Here is a 23825-nt window from a genome sequence, read left to right on the forward strand (position 1 = left end):
TTACCTCCATGTGTAGTGTAAGGGTAGTCTAATTGTAACAGTAGTGCCTACAGCTTCTGTACTTTCTATGTCCAAGCCATACTTTTCGCCATAAAATAGCTGGATACGATGATGAATATTATAAAGGCCGTAACTGGACTTCTCCTGCTTGTCCTTTTGCTGCATGGAAAAAATTAACTCCTTTAAAATATCTTCAGACATTCCATCACCGTTATCTTTCATTTCAATAATAAGAAAAGAATTTTGCGGATAAATATTAATTTCTATTAGTCCATTCTCTTCTGTATTTTCTAGTCCATGAATAATTGAATTCTCAATGATTGGCTGTAAAAGCAACGAAAGTATTTGGTAGGAATCAATAGCAACCTCTGGAGAAAAGTGAAACTGATAGTTAACCCGATCACCAAATCTTAGCTGCTGAATCTGTAAATAGATTTCAATGTACTCTAATTCTCGTTTCAGTGTGGTCACAGTTCCGCTTGTTTCAAGATTGTGCCGCAAGTATTGCCCCAGCTGTTTAATTGCTGTAGCAACCTCTTTATTATTCTGTGCCAGCGACTTCATACGGATGGTTTCTAATGTATTGTACAGAAAGTGTGGATTAATCTGACTTGCCAAAATGTCAAATTCCATCTTCTGCTGATGATTAATTAAATGCTGCTGTGTAATTTTATCTTGATAAAGCTCCATATCTTTTTGCATAATACTTTCAATCATAGTTTTCAAATCTGTAAACAACTCACTTAACTCATCATTACCCGTAAAATCAGTAATAATGTTATAGTCACCATTACTTACCCGGTGCATTTCTCTTCTTAAAATATATAACCTGTTCGTAAATTTTTTAGTATATAATATAATTAGGACGATCGGAAAAATCATACTAAAAACGATAATGACAAGGCAGGTAAGGGTAATATCTTCAATTTCTTCAGAAGCATTTATATTATTTGTAATAATAATTAGCCGGTCATTTGTAGATACAGGCACAAAGGTGGTAATGGAAACAATACTTTCTCTGCCATGATAGGTGCTGATTCCTTGATAATTATAATTTCGCTGGTCAATTTGATCTGCATAAATGGAATTCTGCCAGTCTGAATGGTCACTATTATAAAAATTCCCCATAGTATTCACTGAAATACTAGTGAGCAGGTCACTTTGTTCAATAATAGACTTTAAATAGTTATTGCTTACTGAAATAACAAGAATGGCGTATTCCTGTGTTTTTAATATAGGGATACGATAATACAAAGTAAGCTCCTGCTTTTTTGTACCATGAGAGTCAGCTTTCGTTGCAGAGGACCAAATAATATTTGGTTGTGAAAGTGCTTCCTTATACCAGTTCTGCTGTGCAATTTCCTCTGTTATTTGTAAAAAGTTATGTTGTTCAGGTATGGAAGCGTTAGTTGTATAAACATTAATAGAAGACAGTTGAGTGTAGTCTGATAAATAATCTGATAATTTCTTGTATTTTGACAATTCTTTTTGTGCGTCACTGGTTGACGTATAATTTGACGAAAGAAGCTTCTGAAGCTGCTCATCAGTAAATATATCGTCAGCAATAATAGAAAGAGTGGTAGTTACCTCCAGCATAATATTTTTTACTCTTAATGAATCGGCAGCAGTCTGGTCGTAATAGTGAGATAGCAGCAGGTGTCGGGTATTCATAATTAAGTAACAGCCAACTACTAATGTAGGTATAAATAAGGCAATAGATAAAATAAGATAAAGCTGCTTTTTTATTGTAATATTAATGTTTTTTTTCAATTTAACTTTATTCATAAAAGGTTCCTTCTTTTATTTTGCATAATTGCGATATAAAGTAATTATATATAATGAATAAGAACGTGTCAATTCATAAAAGGAATTCTGTTAAACCTGACTAGTTTTACTCTGGAAAGTCTAATTAGTGCGGTGCATATAGCCAATTATTTCGGTATGAAATCAATAAGTTTTGTTATATAATTTAATCAAGTATAGAATGTTGCTGAAAGGAGACAGAAATTATATGAAATTTAGTAATGGTTGTTGGTTGAACAAGGAGAAAATGGAAACGTTTGGACCAAGTGAAATTTATTATTGCAAGCAAGAGGATCAGATGGTACAGATATGTGCCCCAACGTATCCTGTAAGACATAGAGGAGATACATTAGGGGGAGTAAATCTGACGATTCAGATCACATCTCCTATGCCAGAAGTAATTGGAGTAAAAACATTTCATTATGCTGGAGTTCAATGCAAAAAACCAGAATTTCAGCTGAATATTGAGAAAAGTGAAGCATTAAAAGTAAGAGAAACAGAAGATTCCTTTGAAATAACAAGCGGAACACTCCGTTTAGTGATTACAAAAAAGGATTTCAGTATGACTTATTATAGAAATGATGAACTGCTGACAAAAAGTACGGGAAAAGATTTAGCTTATGTAAAGACTGACTGGAGGGGACTGGCTTATGATGATGGCTTAGAACATGATACTTATATGAGACAACGTTTATGCCTATCTGTAGGAGAATTGGTTTACGGCTTTGGTGAGCGTTTTACATCATTTACGAAGAATGGACAAACTGTAGATATTTGGAATGATGATGGTGGTACTTCTACAGAACAGTCTTATAAAAACATACCATTCTATTTATCTAATAGAGGATATGGAGTGTTTGTAAATCATCCAGAAAAGGTTTCATTTGAAGTAGCATCTGAAACAGTTAATAAAGTGCAGTTTTCGGTAGAGGGAGAGAGTCTGGAGTATTTCTTGTTTAACGGTCCTACTATGAAGGAAACCATTATGAGATACACGGATTTAACTGGAAAACCAGCATTAGTAGCGCCTTGGACATTTGGACTTTGGTTATCTACATCTTTTACAACTCAATATGATGAAGTAACGGTAAATTCTTTTGTAGATGGTATGTTTGAACGTGATATTCCATTAAGAGTCTTTCATTTTGACTGTTTTTGGATGAAGGAATTTTGCTGGTCTAATTTTGTATGGGATCAAAGGGTATTTCCAGATCCAGAAGGAATGTTAAAGAGATTAAAGGAAAAAGGGCTTAAAATCTGTGTATGGATTAATCCGTATATTGCACAGGAATCCTGCCTGTTTGAAGAAGGCGCTTCAAAAGGATATTTTATTAAAAGAAAGAATGGAGATGTATGGCAGTGGGATATGTGGCAGCCTGGAATGGCAATCGTAGATTTTACCAATCCAGATGCTTGCAGCTGGTTTAAAGAAAAATTAGGTGTATTAATGGATATGGGAGTAGATTGCTTTAAGACAGATTTTGGTGAAAGAATTCCTACAGATGTTATGTACTATGACGGATCTGATCCAAAGAAAATGCATAACTACTATACATTCTTATATAATAAAACGGTATATGATTTAATTATTGAAAAGAGAGGCAAAAAGGAAGCTGTATTATTTGCCAGAAGTGCAACGGTAGGTGGTCAGCAGTTCCCTGTTCACTGGGGTGGAGACTGTTGGTCAGATTATGAATCTATGGAAGAAAGTTTACGTGGCGGTTTATCCCTTACCATGTCTGGTTTTGGATACTGGAGCCATGATATAGGTGGTTTTGAGCATACTTCTACACCAGATGTATATAAAAGATGGGCAGCATTTGGACTGTTATCCTCTCACAGCAGATTACATGGAAGTACCTCTTATCGGGTGCCTTGGGTTTATGATGAGGAAGCCGTAGCAGTTGTAAGCTTTTTTACAAAACTAAAGATGAGTTTGATGCCTTACCTGTATCGTTATGCAGTAATGGCAGCTCAGACAGGTATTCCAATGATGAGAAGTATGGTGTTGGAATTTACAGATGATTTGAACTGTAACTTTTTAGATAAACAATATATGCTAGGTGACTCTATTTTAGTAGCACCAATATTTAATGATCAAAGTATGGGAATTTACTATTTGCCAGAAGGAACCTGGACAAATTATTTTACTGGTGAAGAGAAAACTGGTGGTAAATGGGTAAAAGAGCACCATGACTATTTAAGTATACCAATGATGGTAAAAGAGAATTCTATTATTGCAATAGGAAGCAGACAAGATATTCCGGATTATGACTATGAAAAAGAGGTTACATTTAAAGCTTATTGCTTGACAGAAGGTAAAACTTCCACAGCTGTAGTATATAGTCAGGATACAGAGAAAAAAATTACAATTGAGATTTGCAAGAAAGCAGAACAAATTTTGATTCAGGCAGAGAGCCAGGAAGATTTTACGGTTGTATTTGTTAATGTTACAAATATTTCAGAAGTTGAGAATGGTGAGCTAGTGAAAGAAGGTTCCAATTCAATAGTTAAGATTACGAAAAATACGAAGCAAGTAGTTTGTCAGCTACAGAATTAAATGAGGAATATGATGAATCGAACAATTGAAGAATTAATAACTGAAATGACAATAGAAGAAAAGGTTTCCTTAATCCATGGAAATGGTTTGTTTCGAAATGGAATGGTAAAAAGGCTGGGAATTCCATCGCTGAAAATGTCTGATGGCCCTATGGGTGTGCGCAATGAATTTGCAGACAATGCATGGATTTTAGTCGGTACAACGGAGGATGCGGCATCTTATCTGCCATGCGAGTCAGCAGTTGCTGCAACATGGAATACAGATATGGCATATCAGATTGGTAAAGTACTGGGAAATGAAGCAAGAGGAAGGGGCAAGGATGTTATTCTTGCTCCAGGTGTAAATATTATCCGAAGTCCTCTTGGTGGAAGAAATTTTGAATATTTAAGCGAAGATCCTTTTCTAGTAGAAAAAATGGCAATTCCTTATATAAACGGAATTCAAGAAAATGATGTGGCTGCTTGCGTAAAACATTTTGCAGTAAATAATCAGGAAACCAATCGGATGCATGTTGAAGTTCTGGTAGATGAAAGAACATTAAATGAAATATATTTCCCTGCTTTTAAGGCAGCAGTTCAGAAGGCAAATGTGCATACTTTAATGGGTGCGTATAATAAATTTAGAGGGAACTTTTGCTGTGAAAGCAAAGAACTATTAGATGTAATTCTGCGTCAGGAATGGGGATTTGATGGTGTTGTTATTTCTGACTGGGGGGCTGTTCATAATACAAAGGAAGCAACGGAATGCAGCTTGGATTTAGAAATGTCAGTAACAAATGAATTTGATGAGTACTGTCTGGCAAATCCATTACTGGAAATGGTTAAAAAGGGCGAAGTTTCTGAAGATTTTATTGACGAAAAGGTCAGAAGAATTTTAAAGTTGATTGAGAAATTAAAAATTGGCTGTGAAGACAGAAAAGCAGGTACGTATAACACACCACAACATCGGGAAGTGATTTATCAGGCAGCGGCCGAGTCAGTTGTTTTATTGAAGAATGCAGACAACAAGCTGCCAATTCACATAAATAAGATAAAATCTATTGGTATTATTGGTCAGAATGCTGAGAAAATCCATTCTAATGGAGGAGGAAGCTCCGAAATTAAGGCGTTATATGAGATTTCTCCACTTATGGGGATGAAAACAAAAATTGGCGGAAATATTGAAGTTCGGTATGCGAAAGGATATTTTTATGAAGAGCCAAAGAAAGAAGAGCATAACTGGCAGGAAACTAGTTTGGAGGATGTAATAAATAAAGCGAGAGTCTTTACTAAGGAAGATGAGGAAGCTAAAAAAATGCGGAAAAAATATCTGGATGAAGCGGTGCAGCTTGCTTCAGAAGTAGACGAAGTCGTTATTTTTGGCGGATACAATCATGACTATGATTCAGAGGGACTAGATCGTGAGAATATGACACTTCCATATCAGCAGGACGAATTAATAAAAGAAGTGCTGAAGGTAAAGCCAGATGCAGTTGTTGTAATGATTGGGGGGTCTCCAATTGATATGTCAGCATGGGTAGAGGATGCAAAGTCAATTGTATGGGGCTGGTATGGCGGAATGGAAACTGGGAACGCATTGGCAGATGTTATATTAGGTAATGTGAATCCATCTGGTAAGCTGCCTGTCACATTCCCAAAAGTTGCATCGGATGCACCAACACATTATTTTGATTGTTTCCCAGGTGGTGAGACAGTAGAGTATAAAGAAGGTATTTTTGTTGGCTATCGATACTATGATACCTATCAGGTTGAACCACAATTTTGTTTTGGACATGGATTATCCTACACTACATTTGTATGTTCTATGGAAGAAGTAACAGTAAAAGAAGAAGACGAATTAAAAATTCTGGTATCTGTTAAGGTGAAAAACACAGGAAACATTGCAGGGGCTGAGACGATACAGCTTTATGTTTCTAGTAAGGATAGTAAAGTACAACGAGCTTCCAGAGAACTGAAAGGGTTTAAGAAGGTTTTTCTCCATCCAGGGGAAGAAAAAACAATTACCATAATGTTGGGAAAAGAAGCAGTTTCTTATTTTTCTGTGGAGAAAAAACAGTTTTGCGTGGAAAAAGGAAGCTATGAAATTCAAGTAGGAACATCTTCCAGAAATATTGTGAAGACTAATCAGATTTTAATTGAAAAAAGTTATATGTATAAGTAAGGTTAGTCGTCGCATGAAACCAATTATTTGTTACTGCATATAATAAGTATGAGGTGGTGGCATTTATGATTTCATGCGACGTGACTGCTAAGATTTCTGCACTATCGGTAGCATTGGCTGAGGGTAGAAGTGTTACAGAAATTAGACTGATGGCATCTTACTGTACTGCTATTTCTAGCAATTTAACAGCCATATGTAACCAAATACTGTTGTGTGAGGAATTGAAAAAGAATCAAACAGTAAGTGAAGAAGAGGAAGAAACAGAGGATGTGGAAGAGGAGGATTTACAAGAAGTAGAGGATGAAATCGATGAACTGGATGTGGAGCCAAGAATAAAATAATCAGGAGTATGATAAAAAGGGTGGTGTAGGACTATAACAAGTTCTGCCCTTTTTTATGTGAAATAATAGAAGTCTAATTTTACATGTATAAAATATGCAATTTTTATAGTATTAAAATGTAAAAGAATACTTTAATATATTAAGCATGGAATTCAAATATCGTTGATTCCTAAGTGAATAAGCTAATTACAAATATTTTGATAAATCCCTTTTACAATCTTTATAACTCCATTAGCGCAATTGTTTGCGCTAATGGGACATCCACCTTATAATTCTATAATATTTCAATTACTAATCCAGAATTTTTATAAATGTAATACAATATCTTGTCCAATTGGTTCATATTGCCGGTATAATATGCCTACTGTATCCATCATCTTTTTTGCTGCAAGGACAGAATCAGTATGTGAATACTTATCACACATGTAAATCACTTCTTTTATTCCTACCTGAATTAAGGCTTTCGTACACTCGTTACATGGAAATAAAGTAGTATAGACCCGTGCTCCCTTCATATCTGTTCCCGTATAATTTAAAATCGCATTTAATTCTGCATGGCACACAAATAAGTATTTAGTATCTAAAGGATTACCATCTCTGCCCCATGGAAATTCATCATCTGAGCAGCCAAGAGGCATCCCGTTATAGCCGAGAGATAGTATTTTATTTTCTTCACTTACGATGCATGCGCCTACTCCAGTACTGGGGTCTTTGCTTCTTTGAGCAGACAGCATTGCAATTCCCATAAAATAAGTATCCCAGTTTATATAATCATCTCTTTTCAATTTATTTCCTCCATTCCGCATATTCGTTATATTTATTATAGTCATAAAGCGTTTATTTGGCTAGTTTTAATTTAGATTTAATACTTAACACAGACTTAACAATTCAACAATATGGCATTTACAATATTGATTTATAGTATCAATTGTAAAGTAGAAAAAGAAATGAAAGAATAGCTTTCGATGACATGATATCGACTGAAATGTGGAGGAAAGAGAATATGAAGAAGAAAATTTTTAGTATGATGATGGTTTTAATTTTAGCATTTGCCATGACGGCATGCGGAAGCAGTAAAGATGAGAATACAAGCAGCCAGACACCTACAGAAGAAAGTACAACAGAAGAGACACCAGCTGCACAGGAAGCAACGGAAGAAGTACAGGATACAACACAAGATTTGAGCGGTACTATTGTAATTACTGGATCAACTTCAGTAGAAAAAATTATCAATGACATGATTGATGAATTTACAGCATTAAACCCAAATGTAAATGTTACGTATACGGGAACAGGTTCTTCAGCAGGTATTGAAGATTCTATCGGTGGAGTGAATACATTAGGAGTTTCTTCAAGAGATTTAAAGAATGAAGAATCCGAAGCAGGTGCAGTAAGTGAAGTATTTGCCTATGATGGTATTGCAGTAGCTGTTAATCCAGCAAATGATGTTACAGATATTTCTATTGAAGATTTATGTAAAATATACAGCGGAGAAATTACAAACTGGAATCAGGTTGGTGGTAAGGATGCAGAAATTGTTGTAGTTTCAAGAGAAGGTGCTTCTGGTACCAAGTCAGCATTTGAAGAATTAATTGGCTTAGAAGATGCAGGTGGATTAACTGAGAATGCAATGGTAGTAGAAGGAAATGGAAATGTTCAGGCAACAGTGGCAGGAGATGAAAATGCAATTGGTTATGTATCTTTCTCTTTTGTAGATGAATCGGTAAAGGCGTTAACAGTGGCTGGTGTGGAAGCAACAGCAGAGAATGCAAAAGCAGGATCTTATCCTTTATCAAGACCATTCTTATTTGTATATAACAGCTCAAAAGAATTACCAGTAGAAGCAAAAGCATTTGTTGAATTTGCCCTTAGTGCAGATGGCCAGGTATTTGTAGAAGAACATGGAGGAATCGTAATAGGATAATGAATACGAAAAGAATGCGGAATATTACAGAAAATAGTATGAGATTAGTGTTTCTGACTTGTGCAATGATAAGTGTAATAAGCGTACTATCCATTATAGCATTTGTTTTCTACAAGGGACTTTCTCCCTTTGTAGGAAACAATGCTTATTCCTTTTGGAAATTTATTTCCGGTACCAAGTGGGATCCGAATAATGAGATGTATGGGATTCTTTACATGATTGTTGCATCAATTTTGGGGACATTGGGTGCAGTTGCAATTGGTGTTCCAGTGGGACTTATGACAGCAGTTTTTATTGCAGAAATTGCACCAGAATGGATTGTAAAAATAGTCAGACCAGCAATTGAATTATTGGCAGGCATTCCATCCGTTATATTTGGAGCATTTGGATTAGGCGTTATTGTTCCTTTTATTGATAAAATATCACCTAGGCCTTATGGACAGTCATTGTTTGCTGTTATTTGTGTTTTGACACTTATGATTTTACCTAATATTATTGCATTATCCGAAAATGCAATTCGAACTGTGCCAAAATCATACAGAGAAGCATCGTTGGGGCTTGGAGCAACCAAGATGCAGACTATTTTTTCTAGCGTAATTCCAGCAGCAAAGTCGGGAATTTTATCTGCAACTGTACTTGGAATTGGACGGGCAATTGGTGAAACCATGGCAGTTATGATGATAGCTGGAAATCCAATAGGAGGAATCCCACTTAGTATTTGGGATAAGGTAAGACCTCTTACAACGAATATTGCAATGGAAATGAGTTATGCTTCTGGAAGGCATCAGGAAATGTTATTCGCAACAGGTGTCATCCTGTTCATTTTTATTATGTTGGTAAATATTACGTTAATTAGGCTTACAAGTGGGGAAAAAAAGGTAGAGTAGGAAGGACGATAAAATGAAAAAGGATGGAATTTTATATGCATGCGTATATTTATCAGCAGCTTTTACCGTTTCAATATTGGTGTTCATTATTGGTTTTATTCTATATAAGGGACTAGGAAATTTAAATCTGAGTTTTCTGACTAACATGTGGGAAGACAAAACAACTTTTGTAGTGGTTTCTGAAAATGAGGGAATAGATGAAGAAACTATTTCAGAGGGATTAAATTCATGGGAAATAAAATCTCTTGGAATTGTAATTGAAATGAATGAAGAAGGAAATGCAGTTATTAAACAGATTGCTAAAAATTCTCCGTTTAAAAAAGCTAGAAATCTGCAAAATAATTTATATCCATTAAAGAAATCGGATTTGATTACCAAGGTGGGAAGCACCAGAATAGAAGATATGAGTCTTAGTGAGGCTGTTTCTGCAATCAGTCAGGAGTTTGCAGCCAGCAGTGAAGCAATCAGGGTTAAAGCAGTAAGACCAGGCGGCGGTATTTTGCCTATGTGTGTTACCACTTTTTATATGATATTTTTATCAATTGGTATTTCCGCACCAATAGGAATTTTATCGGCTGTTTATCTGAATGAATATGCAAAAGCAGGAAGATTATTGCGGATTATCCGGTTTGCCATTCAAAATCTGGCAGGAATTCCATCCATTATTTATGGTCTTTTTGGTATGATGTTTTTTGTACAAATACTTAAAATGCAATACTCAGTTCTGGCAGGTGCTATGACCATTGCTATCATATTGCTGCCAACCATTATATCAACCACAGAGGAAGCATTAAAGGCAATTCCTAACACATATCGAGAGTCTTCCTTAGGATTAGGAGCAACAAAATTACAGACTATTTTTAAGGTGATTTTGCCTAATGCCATACAGGGAATTCTAGTAGCTGTTATATTAAGCATCGGCAGGGTTGTAGGAGAGTCAGCAGCACTGATTTTAACTGCGGGAACGGTTGCACAAATTCCAACTGCCTTAACAGGTACATCGGCGGGTGGCTCCACACTTACCGTTAAATTGTACTGGATAATAAAAGAGACAGGTGATTTATCAGCTGCTTGTTCCATTGCAATTATTATTATTGGAATTATTATTCTTTTAAATATTGGCTCAAAGCTTATTACGCGGCATTTTCTGATTAAAAAATAAGGAGAAGATAAAGGTATGGAGAACAAAATGGCAAAATTTTTGGTGGAAAAGCTGAATTTGCATTATGGAAAATTTCATGCATTGAAAGATGTGAGCATGGAAATTAAGGAGAAGGAAATAACAGCTTTTATTGGGCCTTCTGGGTGTGGAAAGTCTACTTTTCTAAAAACAATAAACAGAATGAATGACCTTATAGAGGGAGTTAGAATAGACGGAAAAATTTTATTAGATGGAGAAGACATTTATGATGGCTATGATGTCATTCAATTAAGAACACGGGTGGGAATGGTTTTTCAGCAGCCAAATCCATTTCCTATGACAATATATGATAATGTGGCATATGGACCTAGAATACATGGAATAAAAAAGAAAAGCATTTTGGATGAGATTGTGGAAAGAAGCTTACGGCAGGCAGCAATCTGGGATGAAGTAAAGGATAAGTTGAAGAAAAACGCCCAGTCTGTTTCAGGTGGGCAGCAGCAGAGAATTTGTATTGCCAGAACACTGGCGGTAGAACCAGAAGTGATTTTAATGGATGAACCAACCTCTGCATTAGATCCAATTTCGACTTTAAAAATCGAAGATTTGGCAGTGGAATTGAAAAATAATTATACAATTATTATTGTAACTCATAATATGCAGCAGGCAAGCAGAATATCGGATAAAACGGCGTTTTTCCTGACAGGTGAAGTAATAGAGTATGGAGAAACAGAACAGATATTTAACAATCCGGTGAATCAGAAGACAGAGGATTATATTACAGGAAGATTTGGATGATGTAAATTAGAAAATTTATAATATAAATATAGATAACAGGTAGTAAAAATGATAAAATTGGGAGTGATTAAACAATATGACAAGACAATTTTTTTTAAAAGAATTAGAAGAGTTGAATCAAAATGTAATCAAGATGGGCAGCATTTTAGAAATATCATTAAATGAAATGATTCTTTCGCTGGAACATATAGACATTGATTTGGCTAAGAAAATTATTATCCGGGATGATGACATTGATTTGCTGGAACAACATATTGAAAGAGAATGTATTAATCTAATTGCAAAGCAGCAGCCATTAGCAGGTGATTTGCGTAATATAACTTCTATTATGAAAATTATCACAGATATTGAACGGATTGCGGATCATTGTTCAGATATTTCGGAGTATATTATTACTTTGCACAGACTGGAGCGTATTAAGGCACCTAAGGGGCTGTCCCATATGATTGAAACTATGAAGCATATGGTTGTGGATACAATAGATAGCTTTGTCAATCATGATTTGGAGAAGGCAACAGCAGTTATTGTAATGGATGATGAGGTAGATGAAAGCTTTCGACTGCTCAGTATTGAACTGACGGAAATGATGCAGAAGGATCAGGAGATTATACCACAAGGTGTTGCGTATTTAATGATTATAAAGTATTTGGAGAGAATGGCAGATCATTCTACCAATATTGCGGAATGGATTAAGTTTATTGTAACAGGTCAATTTGTAACGGCCAAAAATGATATGTTATAAGTGGAAGTAAGATAGAACTGGAGGATAGATATGAGTAATAAGGTGATATTAACTGTAGATGATGAAGAACACATTTTAGAGTTAATCGGTTACAACTTGATAGGTGCAGGGTATCAGGTAGAAAAAGCGGATACAGGAGAGGAAGCACTGGAAATACTGAATCAAAAGCAAGTGGACCTTGTTATTCTGGACTGGATGCTTCCTGGAATCGATGGTATTGAAGTTTTACAGAAAATCAGAAACCATGACAGCCATAAAAATCTTCCGGTTATTCTTCTTACCGCAAAGGGAGACGAAATCAGTAAGGTGGTAGGGCTGGAGATCGGCGCCGATGACTATATCGCAAAGCCCTTCGGAGTTCATGAGCTTCTTGCAAGGGTAAAGGCATTACTGCGGCGTGTAGAGAGGGAAGACTTACCAGCACAGGATAAGGATGAACTGCTGCTATTTAAAAATATAGCGATTAATCGACAAAAGCGGGTAGTTACAGTAAATAATGAGCCCATTGAGTTGTCTTATAAAGAGTTTGAATTGCTGTATCTTTTAATAAAAAACCGAGGAATTGTCTTTTCAAGAGACTCTCTGCTAGAAAAGGTGTGGGGATATGATTATATTGGAGAAACAAGAACGGTGGATGTGCATATCCGGAATTTGAGAAAGAAAATTGAGGAAGATGATACAAAACCTATACTAATAAAGACAGTTCGTGGAGTTGGATATAAATTTGCTGAAAAATAATGATATGGGGAGGATGGTATGCGGAAAAAGCTTATTGTTTCATATGTTGTATTAATTATCATTGCAATTGGGATATCAAGCTTGTCCTACTGGACAAAGGAATATGAATATCTGAATGAAAAAAGCAGTGAGTACTATTTACTACAGGCCAAATTATTAGGCGATGTGTTGGAAAATTCCAACATTTCTGACGAAAAAGATTATAAAGACTTTGTCCAAAGATATGCGAAAGAGTATCAGATACGTATTACCTTAATAAGCAGAGATGGTAGTGTTGTTGCGGATAGTGATAAAGAACAGCTTGAAAATCATGGAAGTCGTGAAGAGGTAGTAAAAGCGTTACGAGGGGAAAGTGTAACCGTTACAAGGTATTCTAAAACGATGCAGCAGGATTATTCCTATAGTGCAGTTCCGATTACGACAGAAAATTTTCAAGGTGTCATGAGAATCTCATTGCCCCTATCGGATCTAAAAAAACTTAACGAGGACTTTGCGGGAGCTGTTAGCAGAAATATTTTTGTTTGTCTTTTAATAGCAGTAATTTTAGCAGTTGTATTTACACGATTTATAAGTAATCCTATTGTAGAGGTAACAAAGGCTGCTGAGAAAATTTCCAATGGAAGTTATGGTATAAAAATATATACAAGAGAAAAATCTGAGTTAGGACGGCTGGCCTCTTCCTTTAATGTGATGTCAGAAAATCTAGAAAAAAGCATTACAGGATTAACCCAGAGAAATATTGAACTGGAAGCTATGCTGAGAAGTATGAATTCATCTGTAGTAGCAATTGATGAAGATAATGTGATTCTATTTTATAATGAAGCATTTGCAAAGCTTAGCGGCAAAAGTGAAAATTTGAGAAAGCAATATTTGTATAATGTATTTCGAAGTGGAGTTATCTTTCAAGTTTTAGATGCTGTGAAAGAGAAGAAAGAAACCGTTGTGGAAGAAGGATGTTTTCTAACCGATACAGAAGATCAGGATCGCCTGCTGAGAATTACTGGTACGCCACTTTGCAAGGCGGATGGTGAAATTCTGGGTATTCTGTTTATCATGGAGGATATTACGCAGATTAAAAAGCTTGAGACGATTCGTTCTGATTTTGTTTCTAATGTTACTCATGAGCTAAAAACCCCATTGACATCCATCAGAGGATTTATTGATACCCTGAAAAACGGAGCTATCAGTGATCCAGCAGCAGCAGCCAGGTTTTTAGATATTATTGATATTGAAGCGGATCGTCTTTATTCTCTTATTCAGGACATTTTAACATTGTCTGAGATCGAACAAAAAAAGGAGTATGTGCTAGTTCCGGTAAATGTGAATGAGTGCATACAAGAGGTAATTAATTTACTAAATGGAAACAAAAAGGAGCAGGTTGTACTAATTTACGAACCTGTGCCATATGTGAAACCGTTTATGTGCAATCCAATCCGACTGAGACAACTGATTATTAATCTTCTGGATAATGCCATGAAGTATACGGAAGAAGGCACAATCCAGATTTTCTGCTGGGAAAAGGAAAATGTTCTGAATATTAAAATTGCAGATACAGGAATCGGCATGCAGAAGGAACATTTGTCCAGGATCTTTGAGCGGTTTTACAGAGTGGACAAAGGACGTTCCAGAAAGCAGGGAGGTACAGGTCTTGGATTATCCATTGTAAAGCATATTGTAGAACTTTATGGCGGCAATATTATAGTGGAAAGTGAAAAAGATAAGGGAACCACATTTTTAATTAAATTGCCTTATTAAATTATAAACGTGCAGATTTTCTTTCATTGTGCCGGTATACTAAAAACAGAACAGTGCTTCCTAGAAATACAAAAAAGATTATCACAAGGGCACAGTGAAGGAAAAAAGTATTTGGAAGCATTAGTATAATAGGATCGGTAGCTGGGTCAAATAACCAGTAATCGTTCCGAAAGAATAATTTATGAAAGAGTTCGAAAGCCTGTTCAAAATTTAAGGCACAGCCAGCACCGACCAGTAAAGGGAGCACCAGGGTTGTAATAGAAGATACCAGTAAGTATCGGTTGCTCTTTTGTTTTCGAAATCCACGGATGGATTTCTGATGGGAATGCTTTGTTAATAGAATGAGAAAAAGTGCAGCAAAACATAGAATGCCACAGTAAAAGAAAAAATTAAAAATGTTTTTTACTTCTGCAAAATGAATGGTAGCATTTACTGACTGGGGAATGGAAGGAAAATCCAATTCTCCACTGTAAAAAGGTGAGCAGTAGTCAATCAGTGTATCATAGTTTTCAAGAATGACCGCTTTTTCAAAGCCACTGTATTCCTCAATATGCAAGTAATCCACATCCCAGTAATAGAGTGGTCTGAAGTGAACAGACAAATATACTCCTATTGAAATAAAAAGTAATGTAAATAGAAGTCCAATTAAAAAGTCAGAAAGTGCAATTGTTAACCTTTTCGTTTTTTTCATAAGAAATCTCCTGTTTTATAATATGTTTAATTCCATATTTAGTATTATATAGAATTTTCATGAAAAGTAAATGTGTTTTTAGTATGAAGTCTATTAGAATAGATTATTCAGTTTATGGAAACAATTGATAACAGTAGTACGGAGGGTGTTATGGTGAAAGAAAGCAGACTAAGCAAATTTTATAAAGACATAGCAGAAAAAGTAGATTCTATTATACCAGTAGAGTGGAGCCAGCTTGCCGTATATGCTGAAATAGAAGAGAAGGCATCCGTCAGTTTTTACTTTTATAGTACTTACGATAGTAAAATATATGAATGCTATAGTATTCCAAAGGAATTTGGAGTAAGTGAAGAGGAGTATCAAAGTATTATGGAAGATTTGCTGGATTTAAACAGTTCCATGAGAGAAGAGTTTATAGAAGAAGAGGAAAAACCATTTACTAAGTATGTTTTTTTGTTAGACTCAAAATGGAATTATAAAATGGAATTTAAATATGCCAAGGATGATGAAGAAAGTAATTTGGAAAGGGTTTTATTATGGGAGTGGGAAGATTTTGATTAAGATACGGAAAAAACTATTTTTAAGGTTGAAATCTGAAAAAAAGTGTTGTACACTAAGAGCAGATGTCTATGCGACTGGCGGAATTAGTAGGTAAACTACAGGGAGCATAGAAGTGAACAAAGTCGGCCGCCTGGGCACCGTTTGGTTCTTCTTTAGGAAAAGGAAGAAGATGGTACCAGGCGGTTTTTTATGTAATAGGAAATTGCAGGGTTAGAAGAAAAGGAGATTTAAGATGAGAGCATTAGTTAGTGTTTCTGACAAAACAGGTATTGTAGAATTTGCAAAAGAATTAATTGACTTGGGAATTGAAATTATTTCAACTGGTGGTACTTATAGTAAATTAAAGGAAGCAGGGCTGCCTGCAATTGAAATTTCTGAATTAACAGGATTTCCAGAGTGTCTGGATGGACGAGTAAAAACACTTCATCCAATTGTACATGCTGGTTTACTTGCCATGAGAAGCAAGCCTGATCATATGAAGCAATTAGAAGAATTAAATATTGAGACTATTGATATTGTTGTGGTTAATTTGTATCCATTTAAGGCTACTATATTGAAAGATGGTGTGACACGAGAAGAGGCAGTAGAGAATATTGATATTGGTGGTCCTACTATGCTCCGTTCGGCAGCAAAAAATTACCAGGATGTTGCTGTGGTAGTAGATCCTACTGATTATGAAGCGGTAGTGAAGGAATTAAAAGAGAGCAACGAAGCAAAGGGAACATTGGAAGTTACGCTGGATACTAAATTTTATTTGATGCAGAAAGTATTTATGCATACATCTAATTATGACACAATGATTGCAGATTACCTGAAAAAACAAAGACAGGATTTTGATTTTCCAGAAACACTTACTATGACCTTTGAAAAGGTTCAGGACATGAGATATGGTGAAAATCCACACCAAAAAGCAGCGTTCTATCGTGAAATTGGGAAAAAGCAAGGTTCCATTACAGATGCAGTTCAGTTAAATGGAAAAGAATTGTCTTTTAATAATATTAATGACACCAATGGCGCGTTAGAGCTTTTGAAGGAATTTACAGAAACGACAGTAGTTGCATGTAAACATGGAAATCCATGTGGTGTAGGCAGTGCTGAGAATTTATTAGAAGCTTGGAATAAGGCGTTTTCCGCAGATAAGGTATCTATCTATGGCGGTATTGTAGTAGCAAACCGTGAAATTACATTAGAGGTTGCAGAAGAAATAAAGCCAGTATTTTTAGAAGTGTTAGTTGCACCTTCTTATGAAAAGGAAGCTTTGGAATTATTACAGACTAAGAAGAATTTAAGAATTTTGGAATTAAAAGACATTGGGGTTCCACAAAATGAAAATGCTTATGACATTAAGAAGGTAAATGGCGGACTGATTGTGCAAACAATTGACAGTAAGCTTTTGAACCAAGAAGAGTTAAAGGTTGTGACGGAGCGTAAGCCTACAGAAAAAGAAATGGACGACATGCTATTTGCATGGAAAATAGTTAAGTTTGTTAAATCAAATGGAATTGCCATTGCTAAAGATAAGCAGTCAGTAGGAATTGGACCAGGTCAGGTGAATCGTGTCTGGGCAACGAAGCAGTGTTTTGAACATGCAGATGAGCTTATTGATGAAGAGGCAAAAAAAGGGAGTGTACTGGCATCGGATGCTTATTTTCCATTTGACGATTCTGTAGAGGCTGCACATCAGGCAGGTGTGACAGCAATTATTCAGCCAGGTGGTTCTATTCGTGATGAGGATTCTATAAAAAAATGTAATGAATATGGAATTGCAATGGTGTTTACAGGTATGAGACACTTTAAACATTAATAAAATAAAGACGGTGCCATAAGCCGCGCAGGAAGTCCTTGCAGTTGTTCTCTATTGTGCAGCTGCAGGGACTTTTTTATGCGATAGGAAATTGCTACGCATTTCCTATCGCATAAAAAAGCACCCTAAAAAACAGGGTGCAGGATGATGCACACGTGTGGGTAAGGAATATTGTGGCTAAAGGACAGCCACACCCACAGGTTGCGGCAAAGTGTGTGTTCATTATAGTTGATTAAAATCGCGAGAGTGTGTGGAACCCACACTTTTTATGTAATAGAACCTCTACATGACAATAAGAGGAAACTATGGTATAATGTAGACGATATTGAGAACAATGAACGTATATAGATTTTAAAAGGAAAGGACAAATTCATGAGCAAGACAATAAAAAATAGTAGTGAATTAAATGCACTTCCAGCCTATGAACTGGTAACAGAGCAATATATTGAGGACCTAAAAAGCTTAGGACTTGTACTAAAGCATAAGAAAACAGGAGCCAGAATTGTAATATTAAGCAATGATGATGAGAATAAGGTGTTTTCAATTGGATTTCGGACCCCGCCAGAGGATTCTACAGGCGTGGCACATATTGTAGAGCATACGGTGCTTTGTGGATCAAATGAATTTCCATCCAAAGATCCCTTTGTAGAATTAGCAAAAGGGTCATTAAATACATTTTTAAATGCTATGACTTTTTCGGACAAAACAATTTATCCCATAGCAAGCTGTAATGATAAAGATTATCAAAATTTAATTCATGTATATATGGACGCTGTATTTTATCCTAATATTTATTCTAAAAAGCAAATTTTTCAGCAGGAAGGCTGGAATTATGAATATGACCAAGAGACTGGGGCATTAAAGTATAATGGAGTTGTATATAATGAAATGAAAGGTGTTTTTTCTTCTCCAGAACAGCAGTTGTATCGGCTGATTCAGCAGTCCTTATTTCCAGATACTACTTATGGAACGGAGTCAGGAGGAGATCCAGAGTATATTGTAGATTTAACCTATAATGACTTTTTGGCTTTTCATAAAAAGTATTATCATCCATCTAATAGCTACATTTATTTGTATGGTGACTTAGACATTGAGGAAAAGTTAACCTGGATGGATGAAAAGTATCTGGGGAATTTTACAGCAGCACCAGTTGATTCTGGAATTAAACAGCATGAAGCCTTTACGGAAACAAGAGAAGTGGTGGATTATTACTCCATTTCAGAGATGGAACAGAACCAGGCAGGGACATATTTAAGCTACAATATTGTGGTGGGAGACAATCTTGACAGTAAGTTATACCTGGCATTTCAGGTATTAGAATATGCGCTGATTACTGCGCCAGGGGCACCACTCAAGCAGGCACTGATTGATGCAGGAATTGGAAAGGATATTTTAAGCAACTACGAAAATGATATTTTACAGCCTTATCTTGCAATTATTGCAAAGGAAGCAAATGAAGATCAGAAGGATTCTTTTGTAAAAGTTATAAAGGATACCTGCAAGCAGATTGTTGAAAAGGGAATTAGTGAAAAAGCAATTCTTGCAGCAATTAATAATTTTGAATTTAAGTATCGGGAAGGCGATTACGGTTCTTATCCGAAAGGGCTTATGTATGGTATTCAAATACTGGACAGCTGGCTTTATGATGACAGCAAGCCATTTATTCATCTGGATGCAGGAGAAACTTTTGAATTTTTGAAACAGCAGGTAAAAGAGGGGTATTTTGAAAAGCTGATTGAAAAATATGTTATAAATAATACGTATACATCCTTAGTGATTGTAAAACCAAAGGTTGGCATGACTGCTGAAATGGAGGCAAAGACAGCAGACAGGCTTGCCAGATTTAAGGCTTCCCTTTCTGAAGAGGCGCTGGAACAGATTAAAGAGGAAAACCGCCTTTTAAGAATTTTTCAAGAGACACCTTCTACACAAGAGGAACTGGAAAAAATTCCGCTTTTGAGCAGAGAAGACATTGGAAAACAGATACAGCCGATATTAAATGAAAAGTATACTATATTAGATGTACCAGTCCTTCATCATAACTATACTACCAATGGAATCGGGTATTTAAGAATCGGCTTTTCCATTGATGATTATGTGGGATATGCAGAGTATCTTGGGCTTCTTGGTTTTATTTTAGGAAAAGTAAGTACCAAACGTTATAACTATCAGGAACTGTCAAATGAAATTAATATTCATACAGGTGGAATTGTTGTAGATGTAGAAAGCTATGACAAAAACAGTCCAGATGAATTTAAACCATATTTTGAAATAAGAGTGAAAACTTTATATGGGGAAATGGAATCTGCATTTGAACTGGTAAAAGAAATATTGTTTGACTCTATTCTGGATGACGATAAGAGAATAAAGGAAATTGTTTCAGAAGTAAAATCAAAAATGCGGATTCGTATGAATGGAAATGGACATTCCCTGGCAGCAGGAAGGGCTCTTGCCTATACCTCAAAGAGTGCCAGGTTTACGGATAAGCTTGTAGGACTGGATTTTTATCATTTCTTAAAAGATCTGGAAGAAAATATGGAAGAACGGATTGAAAATCTCAGGACTGTACTGAAGGGGCTTGTGAACTCTATTTTTGCCAAGGAGAATATGATTTTTGGAATAACAGCAGATGAATCTGGACTGGAAGTTTTTCAAAAAACAGCTGAAAATTTTGTGAAATCGATAGAGGAGCAGGCTGGTAAAATATTTGACAAAGAGTCAGGCAGTGCAGAAAAGAAACCTGTCATTGAGGACTTTGCTGTAGTCAATGAAGGGATTAAGACAGCCGGTCAGGTTCAATATGTGGCAAAGGCAGGAAATTATGCTTGTGAAAACATGCAGTACGACAGTGCGCTGAAGGTGCTGAAAACCATTTTAAGTTATGAATATTTATGGGTAAACATTAGGGTAAAAGGTGGAGCATATGGAAGCATGTGCAGCTTTATGAGAAATACCAACTGTTATTTTGTGTCATACCGAGATCCCAATTTATCAGAAACACTGGCGGTATATGATAGTGTTTACGAATTTGTCAAATCATTTCAAATAGAGGACAGAGATATGACAAAGTATGTTTTAGGGACTATCAGCATGATGGATACTCCATTAAATCCTTCGGCAAAAGGAACTCGTGCATATAGCTGCTATATGAGTGAGATAACGGAGGAACAGCTGCAAGAAGAAAGAAATTCGGTGATTCAAGCCAATGCAGAAGATATCCGAAAACTTGCAGACAGAATAAAGGTTGTTTTAGAAAAAGGTAATATATGTGTAGTGGGAAATGAATCAAAAATTGAAGCATGCAGCGAACTATTTGGAAGCACACAGAATTTGTAGAGGATGGAGTATAGATGAAGAAAATGTATAAGTCAGGCTTTGTAACTTTAATAGGAAGGCCGAATGTGGGAAAATCAACTTTGATGAATCAGATTATTGGACAAAAAATTGCTATTACCTCTAATAAACCGCAAACCACAAGAAACCGTATTCAGACGGTTTATTCGGAGGAAAGGGGGCAGGTTGTTTTTCTGGATACTCCAGGGATTCATAAGGCAAAAAACAGGTTAGGTGAATACATGGTTATGGTGGCAGAAAGAACTCTGAATGAAGTAGACGTGATACTGTGGCTGGTAGAGCCGACAAAGTTTATTGGAGCAGGCGAGTCGCATATTGCGGAAACCCTAAAAAAAGTGCATACACCTGTAATCTTAGTAATTAATAAAATGGATACTATTAAAAAGGAAGAGATTTTACCTGTAATGGAAACCTATAAGGATGTGTGCCAGTTTGCTGAGATTGTACCTGTTTCTGCAATCAATGGTGAGAATAAGCAGGCATTGATGGATGCTGTTTTTAAGTATCTGGAAGAGGGACCACAGTTTTTTGAGGAAGACACCATTACCGACCAGCCTGAGCGGCAAATTGTTTCAGAACTAATTCGTGAAAAAGCATTACGTCTTTTAAGTGATGAAATTCCTCATGGAATAGCGGTATCAATAGATTCCATGAAAGAAAGAAAGAATGGAAATATAATGGATATAGATGCTACCATTATATGTGAGAGGAATTCTCATAAAGGAATTATTATTGGCAAAGGCGGTGCTATGTTAAAAAGTATTGGAACTGCTGCCCGGAGAGAAATAGAGAATCTGTTGGATCAAAAGGTGAATCTTCAAATATGGGTTAAAGTGAAAAAAGACTGGCGAGACAGTGAAATGATGATGAAAAATTATGGATATAATGCAAGAGAGTTATAATGTAATAGAATAGATTTTTCAAAAATGGCAACCCTAATAGAGAAGAAAATTATTATTCAGGGGGTCTAAGATGATGAGTGATAAAGAGCTTTGGTCATTATTTGAGAAATCGGGAGCAATACATGATTACTTAAATTATGCATGTACATCCGAGGATAGTTTATGTCAAGAAATAGAAATGGAAGAAGGTTCTGTATATGATGAACCAGAATGAATTAACTGGCATGGTGCTTTCTGCCCTGCCAGTTGGTGATTATGATAAAAGAATTGTTATTTTAACCAGGGAAAGAGGGAAAATTTCGGCATTTGCCAAAGGTGCAAGAAAGCCGAATAGCCCTCTTCTGGCAGTCTGCCAGCCATTTTCTTTTGGAAAATTCTTTTTGTACCAGGGAAAAACTTCATATAATATTATTTCAGCAGAAATACAAAACTATTTTACAGCCTTGCGGGAAGACCTAGAGGCTGTTACTTATGGTATGTATTTTTGTGAGTTTGCTGATTATTATGCCAGGGAGAATCTGGAGGCAGGTGATAGTTTGAAATTATTGTACCAGTCCCTGCGGGGCTTATGCAAAAATACAATACCAAAGGTATTAATCCGGTACATATTTGAGTTGAAAATTATGACGGTAAATGGAGAAGGTCCACAGGTTTTTGAATGCATGGAATGCGGATGCCCAGTTAGTACAGAGTGTCCTTATTTATTTGACAGCAGGAAAGGCGGTCTTATGTGCAAACAATGTGGAACGAAAAATAACCTGCTATTAAGTCCTGCTACGATATATACAATACAATTTATTGTGGCAACTCCTATTGAGAAGTTGTTTTCTTTTCGTGTGTCTGATGAAGTGTTAGAGCAGCTAAAACTAGTTACCGAGAACTATTTATCTGTTTATGTAGAACGTAAATTTCAGGCAATAAAAATGCTGGAAGTTTTTTAGACGATGTAAAAAAATAAAAATTGGATTTCATATATGGAATATTTGAAAATGGGATTGAAAATATTATAGATAAAGGTTAAAATAGAAAGGATCATGAAGTGATTCGGGAAGAAAAGTGAAGGAGCAGCTATGAAAAAAATTGCATTAACAGTAGGATTATGCCTATGCACTTGTATGCTGGCGGGTTGTAAAAGTAAGATGAAGTCACTAGATATGGATGATGTAAAAACCAGTACAATTCTGATTCGAAGTGACGGTACAGTGCAGTCTTCTTCTGTGGAGAATTTTGAAAAGGAATATTATAGTGAAAGTGAGTTAAAGGATTTTATTGATGATGCAGTCAGTGAATATAATGATAAGACTGGTGAAAAGGTAATAAAGCTTGAGGATTGCGAAGTAAACGATCAGAAAGCAAGCATGATTTTAACTTATGACAGCTTAGAGCACTATAAACAATTAAATGAAGTTGAAACTGTTTCTTATACAATGGAGGAGGCAGTTGATGCAGATATTTTTCCAGAGAAGTTTGTAAATGCGGTTGATGGAAGTGAAGCGCTGCTAAAAGAGGTAACCGCGGATACATCATATAAGGTTCTTTATGTAGAGGAAGCAACAGAAGTAATTGTTCCAGAAGCAATTAAATTTTACTCGAATGCAATGCTGTTGCGTGCTGACTCTGTACAAACCACAGGAGAAGAACCAGCAGTAATTATTTATAAATAA

The 23825-nt window shown here is 35.9% G+C and carries 20 protein-coding genes and 1 riboswitch; of the genes, 17 read left to right on the forward strand and 3 right to left on the reverse strand.

All coding sequences use genetic code 11. From position 1 onward, the window contains the following. Window positions 1–1785 carry a sensor histidine kinase gene (locus BM305_RS07355; protein WP_092560052.1) on the reverse strand — a complete coding sequence of 595 codons (1785 nt, stop codon included), beginning with the start codon at window positions 1783–1785 and terminating at the stop codon, window positions 1–3. A 226-nt stretch (window positions 1786–2011) separates the two neighbouring features. Between BM305_RS07355 and yicI the strand changes: the two genes are divergently transcribed. From yicI to BM305_RS07370, 3 genes are all read left to right on the forward strand, one after another. After that, the gene (gene yicI / locus BM305_RS07360; RefSeq protein ID WP_092560053.1) at window positions 2012–4363 is read left to right on the forward strand and encodes an alpha-xylosidase; all 2352 of its coding nucleotides are present in this window, start codon (window positions 2012–2014) and stop codon (window positions 4361–4363) included. A gap of 12 nt (window positions 4364–4375) precedes the next feature. Then, window positions 4376–6523, forward strand: coding sequence for a glycoside hydrolase family 3 C-terminal domain-containing protein (locus tag BM305_RS07365; protein ID WP_242940490.1), 2148 nt, complete (start codon window positions 4376–4378; stop codon window positions 6521–6523). A 65-nt stretch (window positions 6524–6588) separates the two neighbouring features. Further along, a complete protein-coding gene (locus BM305_RS07370) occupies window positions 6589–6864 on the forward strand; it encodes a hypothetical protein (RefSeq protein ID WP_092560055.1) in 276 nt (91 codons plus the stop codon). A gap of 305 nt (window positions 6865–7169) precedes the next feature. On the opposite strand, the gene BM305_RS07375 is transcribed toward BM305_RS07370, so the two are convergent. After that, complete coding sequence (locus BM305_RS07375) at window positions 7170–7649, reverse strand: deoxycytidylate deaminase (protein ID WP_177214607.1); 480 nt, start codon at window positions 7647–7649, stop codon at window positions 7170–7172. Window positions 7650–7867: 218 nt separating this feature from the next. On the opposite strand from BM305_RS07375, the gene BM305_RS07380 reads away from it, so the two are divergent. The 7 genes from BM305_RS07380 (at window position 7868) to BM305_RS07410 (ending at window position 14849) form a co-directional block, all read left to right on the forward strand. Beyond that, window positions 7868–8788 (forward strand): phosphate ABC transporter substrate-binding protein, encoded by a 921-nt coding sequence (locus tag BM305_RS07380; RefSeq protein ID WP_177214608.1) that lies wholly within the window; start codon window positions 7868–7870, stop codon window positions 8786–8788. Then, window positions 8788–9675: a phosphate ABC transporter permease subunit PstC gene (gene pstC, locus BM305_RS07385; protein WP_092560058.1), complete on the forward strand. Its 888-nt coding sequence runs from the start codon at window positions 8788–8790 to the stop codon at window positions 9673–9675. The genes BM305_RS07380 and pstC overlap by 1 nt, the downstream gene beginning before the upstream one ends. 13 nt (window positions 9676–9688) lie before the next feature. Continuing rightward, window positions 9689–10837, forward strand: coding sequence for a phosphate ABC transporter permease PstA (gene pstA / locus BM305_RS07390; RefSeq protein ID WP_092560059.1), 1149 nt, complete (start codon window positions 9689–9691; stop codon window positions 10835–10837). Between the two features lie 15 nt (window positions 10838–10852). Beyond that, on the forward strand, window positions 10853–11614 hold the full coding sequence (gene pstB, locus BM305_RS07395; protein WP_092560060.1) for a phosphate ABC transporter ATP-binding protein PstB: 762 nt from the start codon (window positions 10853–10855) through the stop codon (window positions 11612–11614). A gap of 76 nt (window positions 11615–11690) precedes the next feature. Then, window positions 11691–12356, forward strand: coding sequence for a phosphate signaling complex protein PhoU (gene phoU, locus BM305_RS07400; RefSeq protein WP_092560061.1), 666 nt, complete (start codon window positions 11691–11693; stop codon window positions 12354–12356). A 30-nt stretch (window positions 12357–12386) separates the two neighbouring features. Continuing rightward, window positions 12387–13094: a response regulator transcription factor gene (locus tag BM305_RS07405; RefSeq protein ID WP_092560062.1), complete on the forward strand. Its 708-nt coding sequence runs from the start codon at window positions 12387–12389 to the stop codon at window positions 13092–13094. Window positions 13095–13112: 18 nt separating this feature from the next. After that, window positions 13113–14849 carry a HAMP domain-containing sensor histidine kinase gene (locus BM305_RS07410; protein ID WP_092560063.1) on the forward strand — a complete coding sequence of 579 codons (1737 nt, stop codon included), beginning with the start codon at window positions 13113–13115 and terminating at the stop codon, window positions 14847–14849. A 1-nt stretch (window position 14850) separates the two neighbouring features. Here the strand turns inward: BM305_RS07410 and BM305_RS07415 are convergent, their stop codons facing one another. Further along, on the reverse strand, window positions 14851–15540 hold the full coding sequence (locus BM305_RS07415; protein ID WP_092560064.1) for a TIGR01906 family membrane protein: 690 nt from the start codon (window positions 15538–15540) through the stop codon (window positions 14851–14853). A 114-nt stretch (window positions 15541–15654) separates the two neighbouring features. Between BM305_RS07415 and BM305_RS07420 the strand changes: the two genes are divergently transcribed. The 7 genes from BM305_RS07420 to BM305_RS07445 all read left to right on the forward strand — a co-directional run bounded on the left by BM305_RS07420 (window position 15655) and on the right by BM305_RS07445 (window position 23825). Further along, a complete protein-coding gene (locus BM305_RS07420) occupies window positions 15655–16101 on the forward strand; it encodes an immunity protein YezG family protein (RefSeq protein WP_092560065.1) in 447 nt (148 codons plus the stop codon). Between the two features lie 60 nt (window positions 16102–16161). Then, window positions 16162–16244: riboswitch (ZMP/ZTP riboswitch) on the forward strand. Window positions 16245–16333: 89 nt separating this feature from the next. Then, a complete protein-coding gene (gene purH, locus BM305_RS07425; protein ID WP_092560066.1) occupies window positions 16334–17905 on the forward strand; it encodes a bifunctional phosphoribosylaminoimidazolecarboxamide formyltransferase/IMP cyclohydrolase in 1572 nt (523 codons plus the stop codon). 372 nt (window positions 17906–18277) lie between these two features. After that, on the forward strand, window positions 18278–21241 hold the full coding sequence (locus tag BM305_RS07430) for an insulinase family protein (RefSeq protein WP_092560067.1): 2964 nt from the start codon (window positions 18278–18280) through the stop codon (window positions 21239–21241). A gap of 14 nt (window positions 21242–21255) precedes the next feature. Next, on the forward strand, window positions 21256–22161 hold the full coding sequence (gene era, locus BM305_RS07435) for a GTPase Era (RefSeq protein WP_092560068.1): 906 nt from the start codon (window positions 21256–21258) through the stop codon (window positions 22159–22161). A 70-nt stretch (window positions 22162–22231) separates the two neighbouring features. Continuing rightward, on the forward strand, window positions 22232–22375 hold the full coding sequence (locus BM305_RS18965; protein WP_177214609.1) for a hypothetical protein: 144 nt from the start codon (window positions 22232–22234) through the stop codon (window positions 22373–22375). After that, window positions 22362–23102, forward strand: coding sequence for a DNA repair protein RecO (recO, locus tag BM305_RS07440; protein WP_092560276.1), 741 nt, complete (start codon window positions 22362–22364; stop codon window positions 23100–23102). Before BM305_RS18965 ends, recO begins: the two co-directional genes overlap by 14 nt. Window positions 23103–23231: 129 nt before the next feature. Then, on the forward strand, window positions 23232–23825 hold the full coding sequence (locus BM305_RS07445) for a hypothetical protein (protein WP_092560069.1): 594 nt from the start codon (window positions 23232–23234) through the stop codon (window positions 23823–23825).

Origin of the sequence: Anaeromicropila populeti, from assembly GCF_900112775.1 — a bacterium.
Lineage (GTDB): Bacteria > Bacillota > Clostridia > Lachnospirales > Lachnospiraceae > Anaeromicropila_A > Anaeromicropila_A populeti.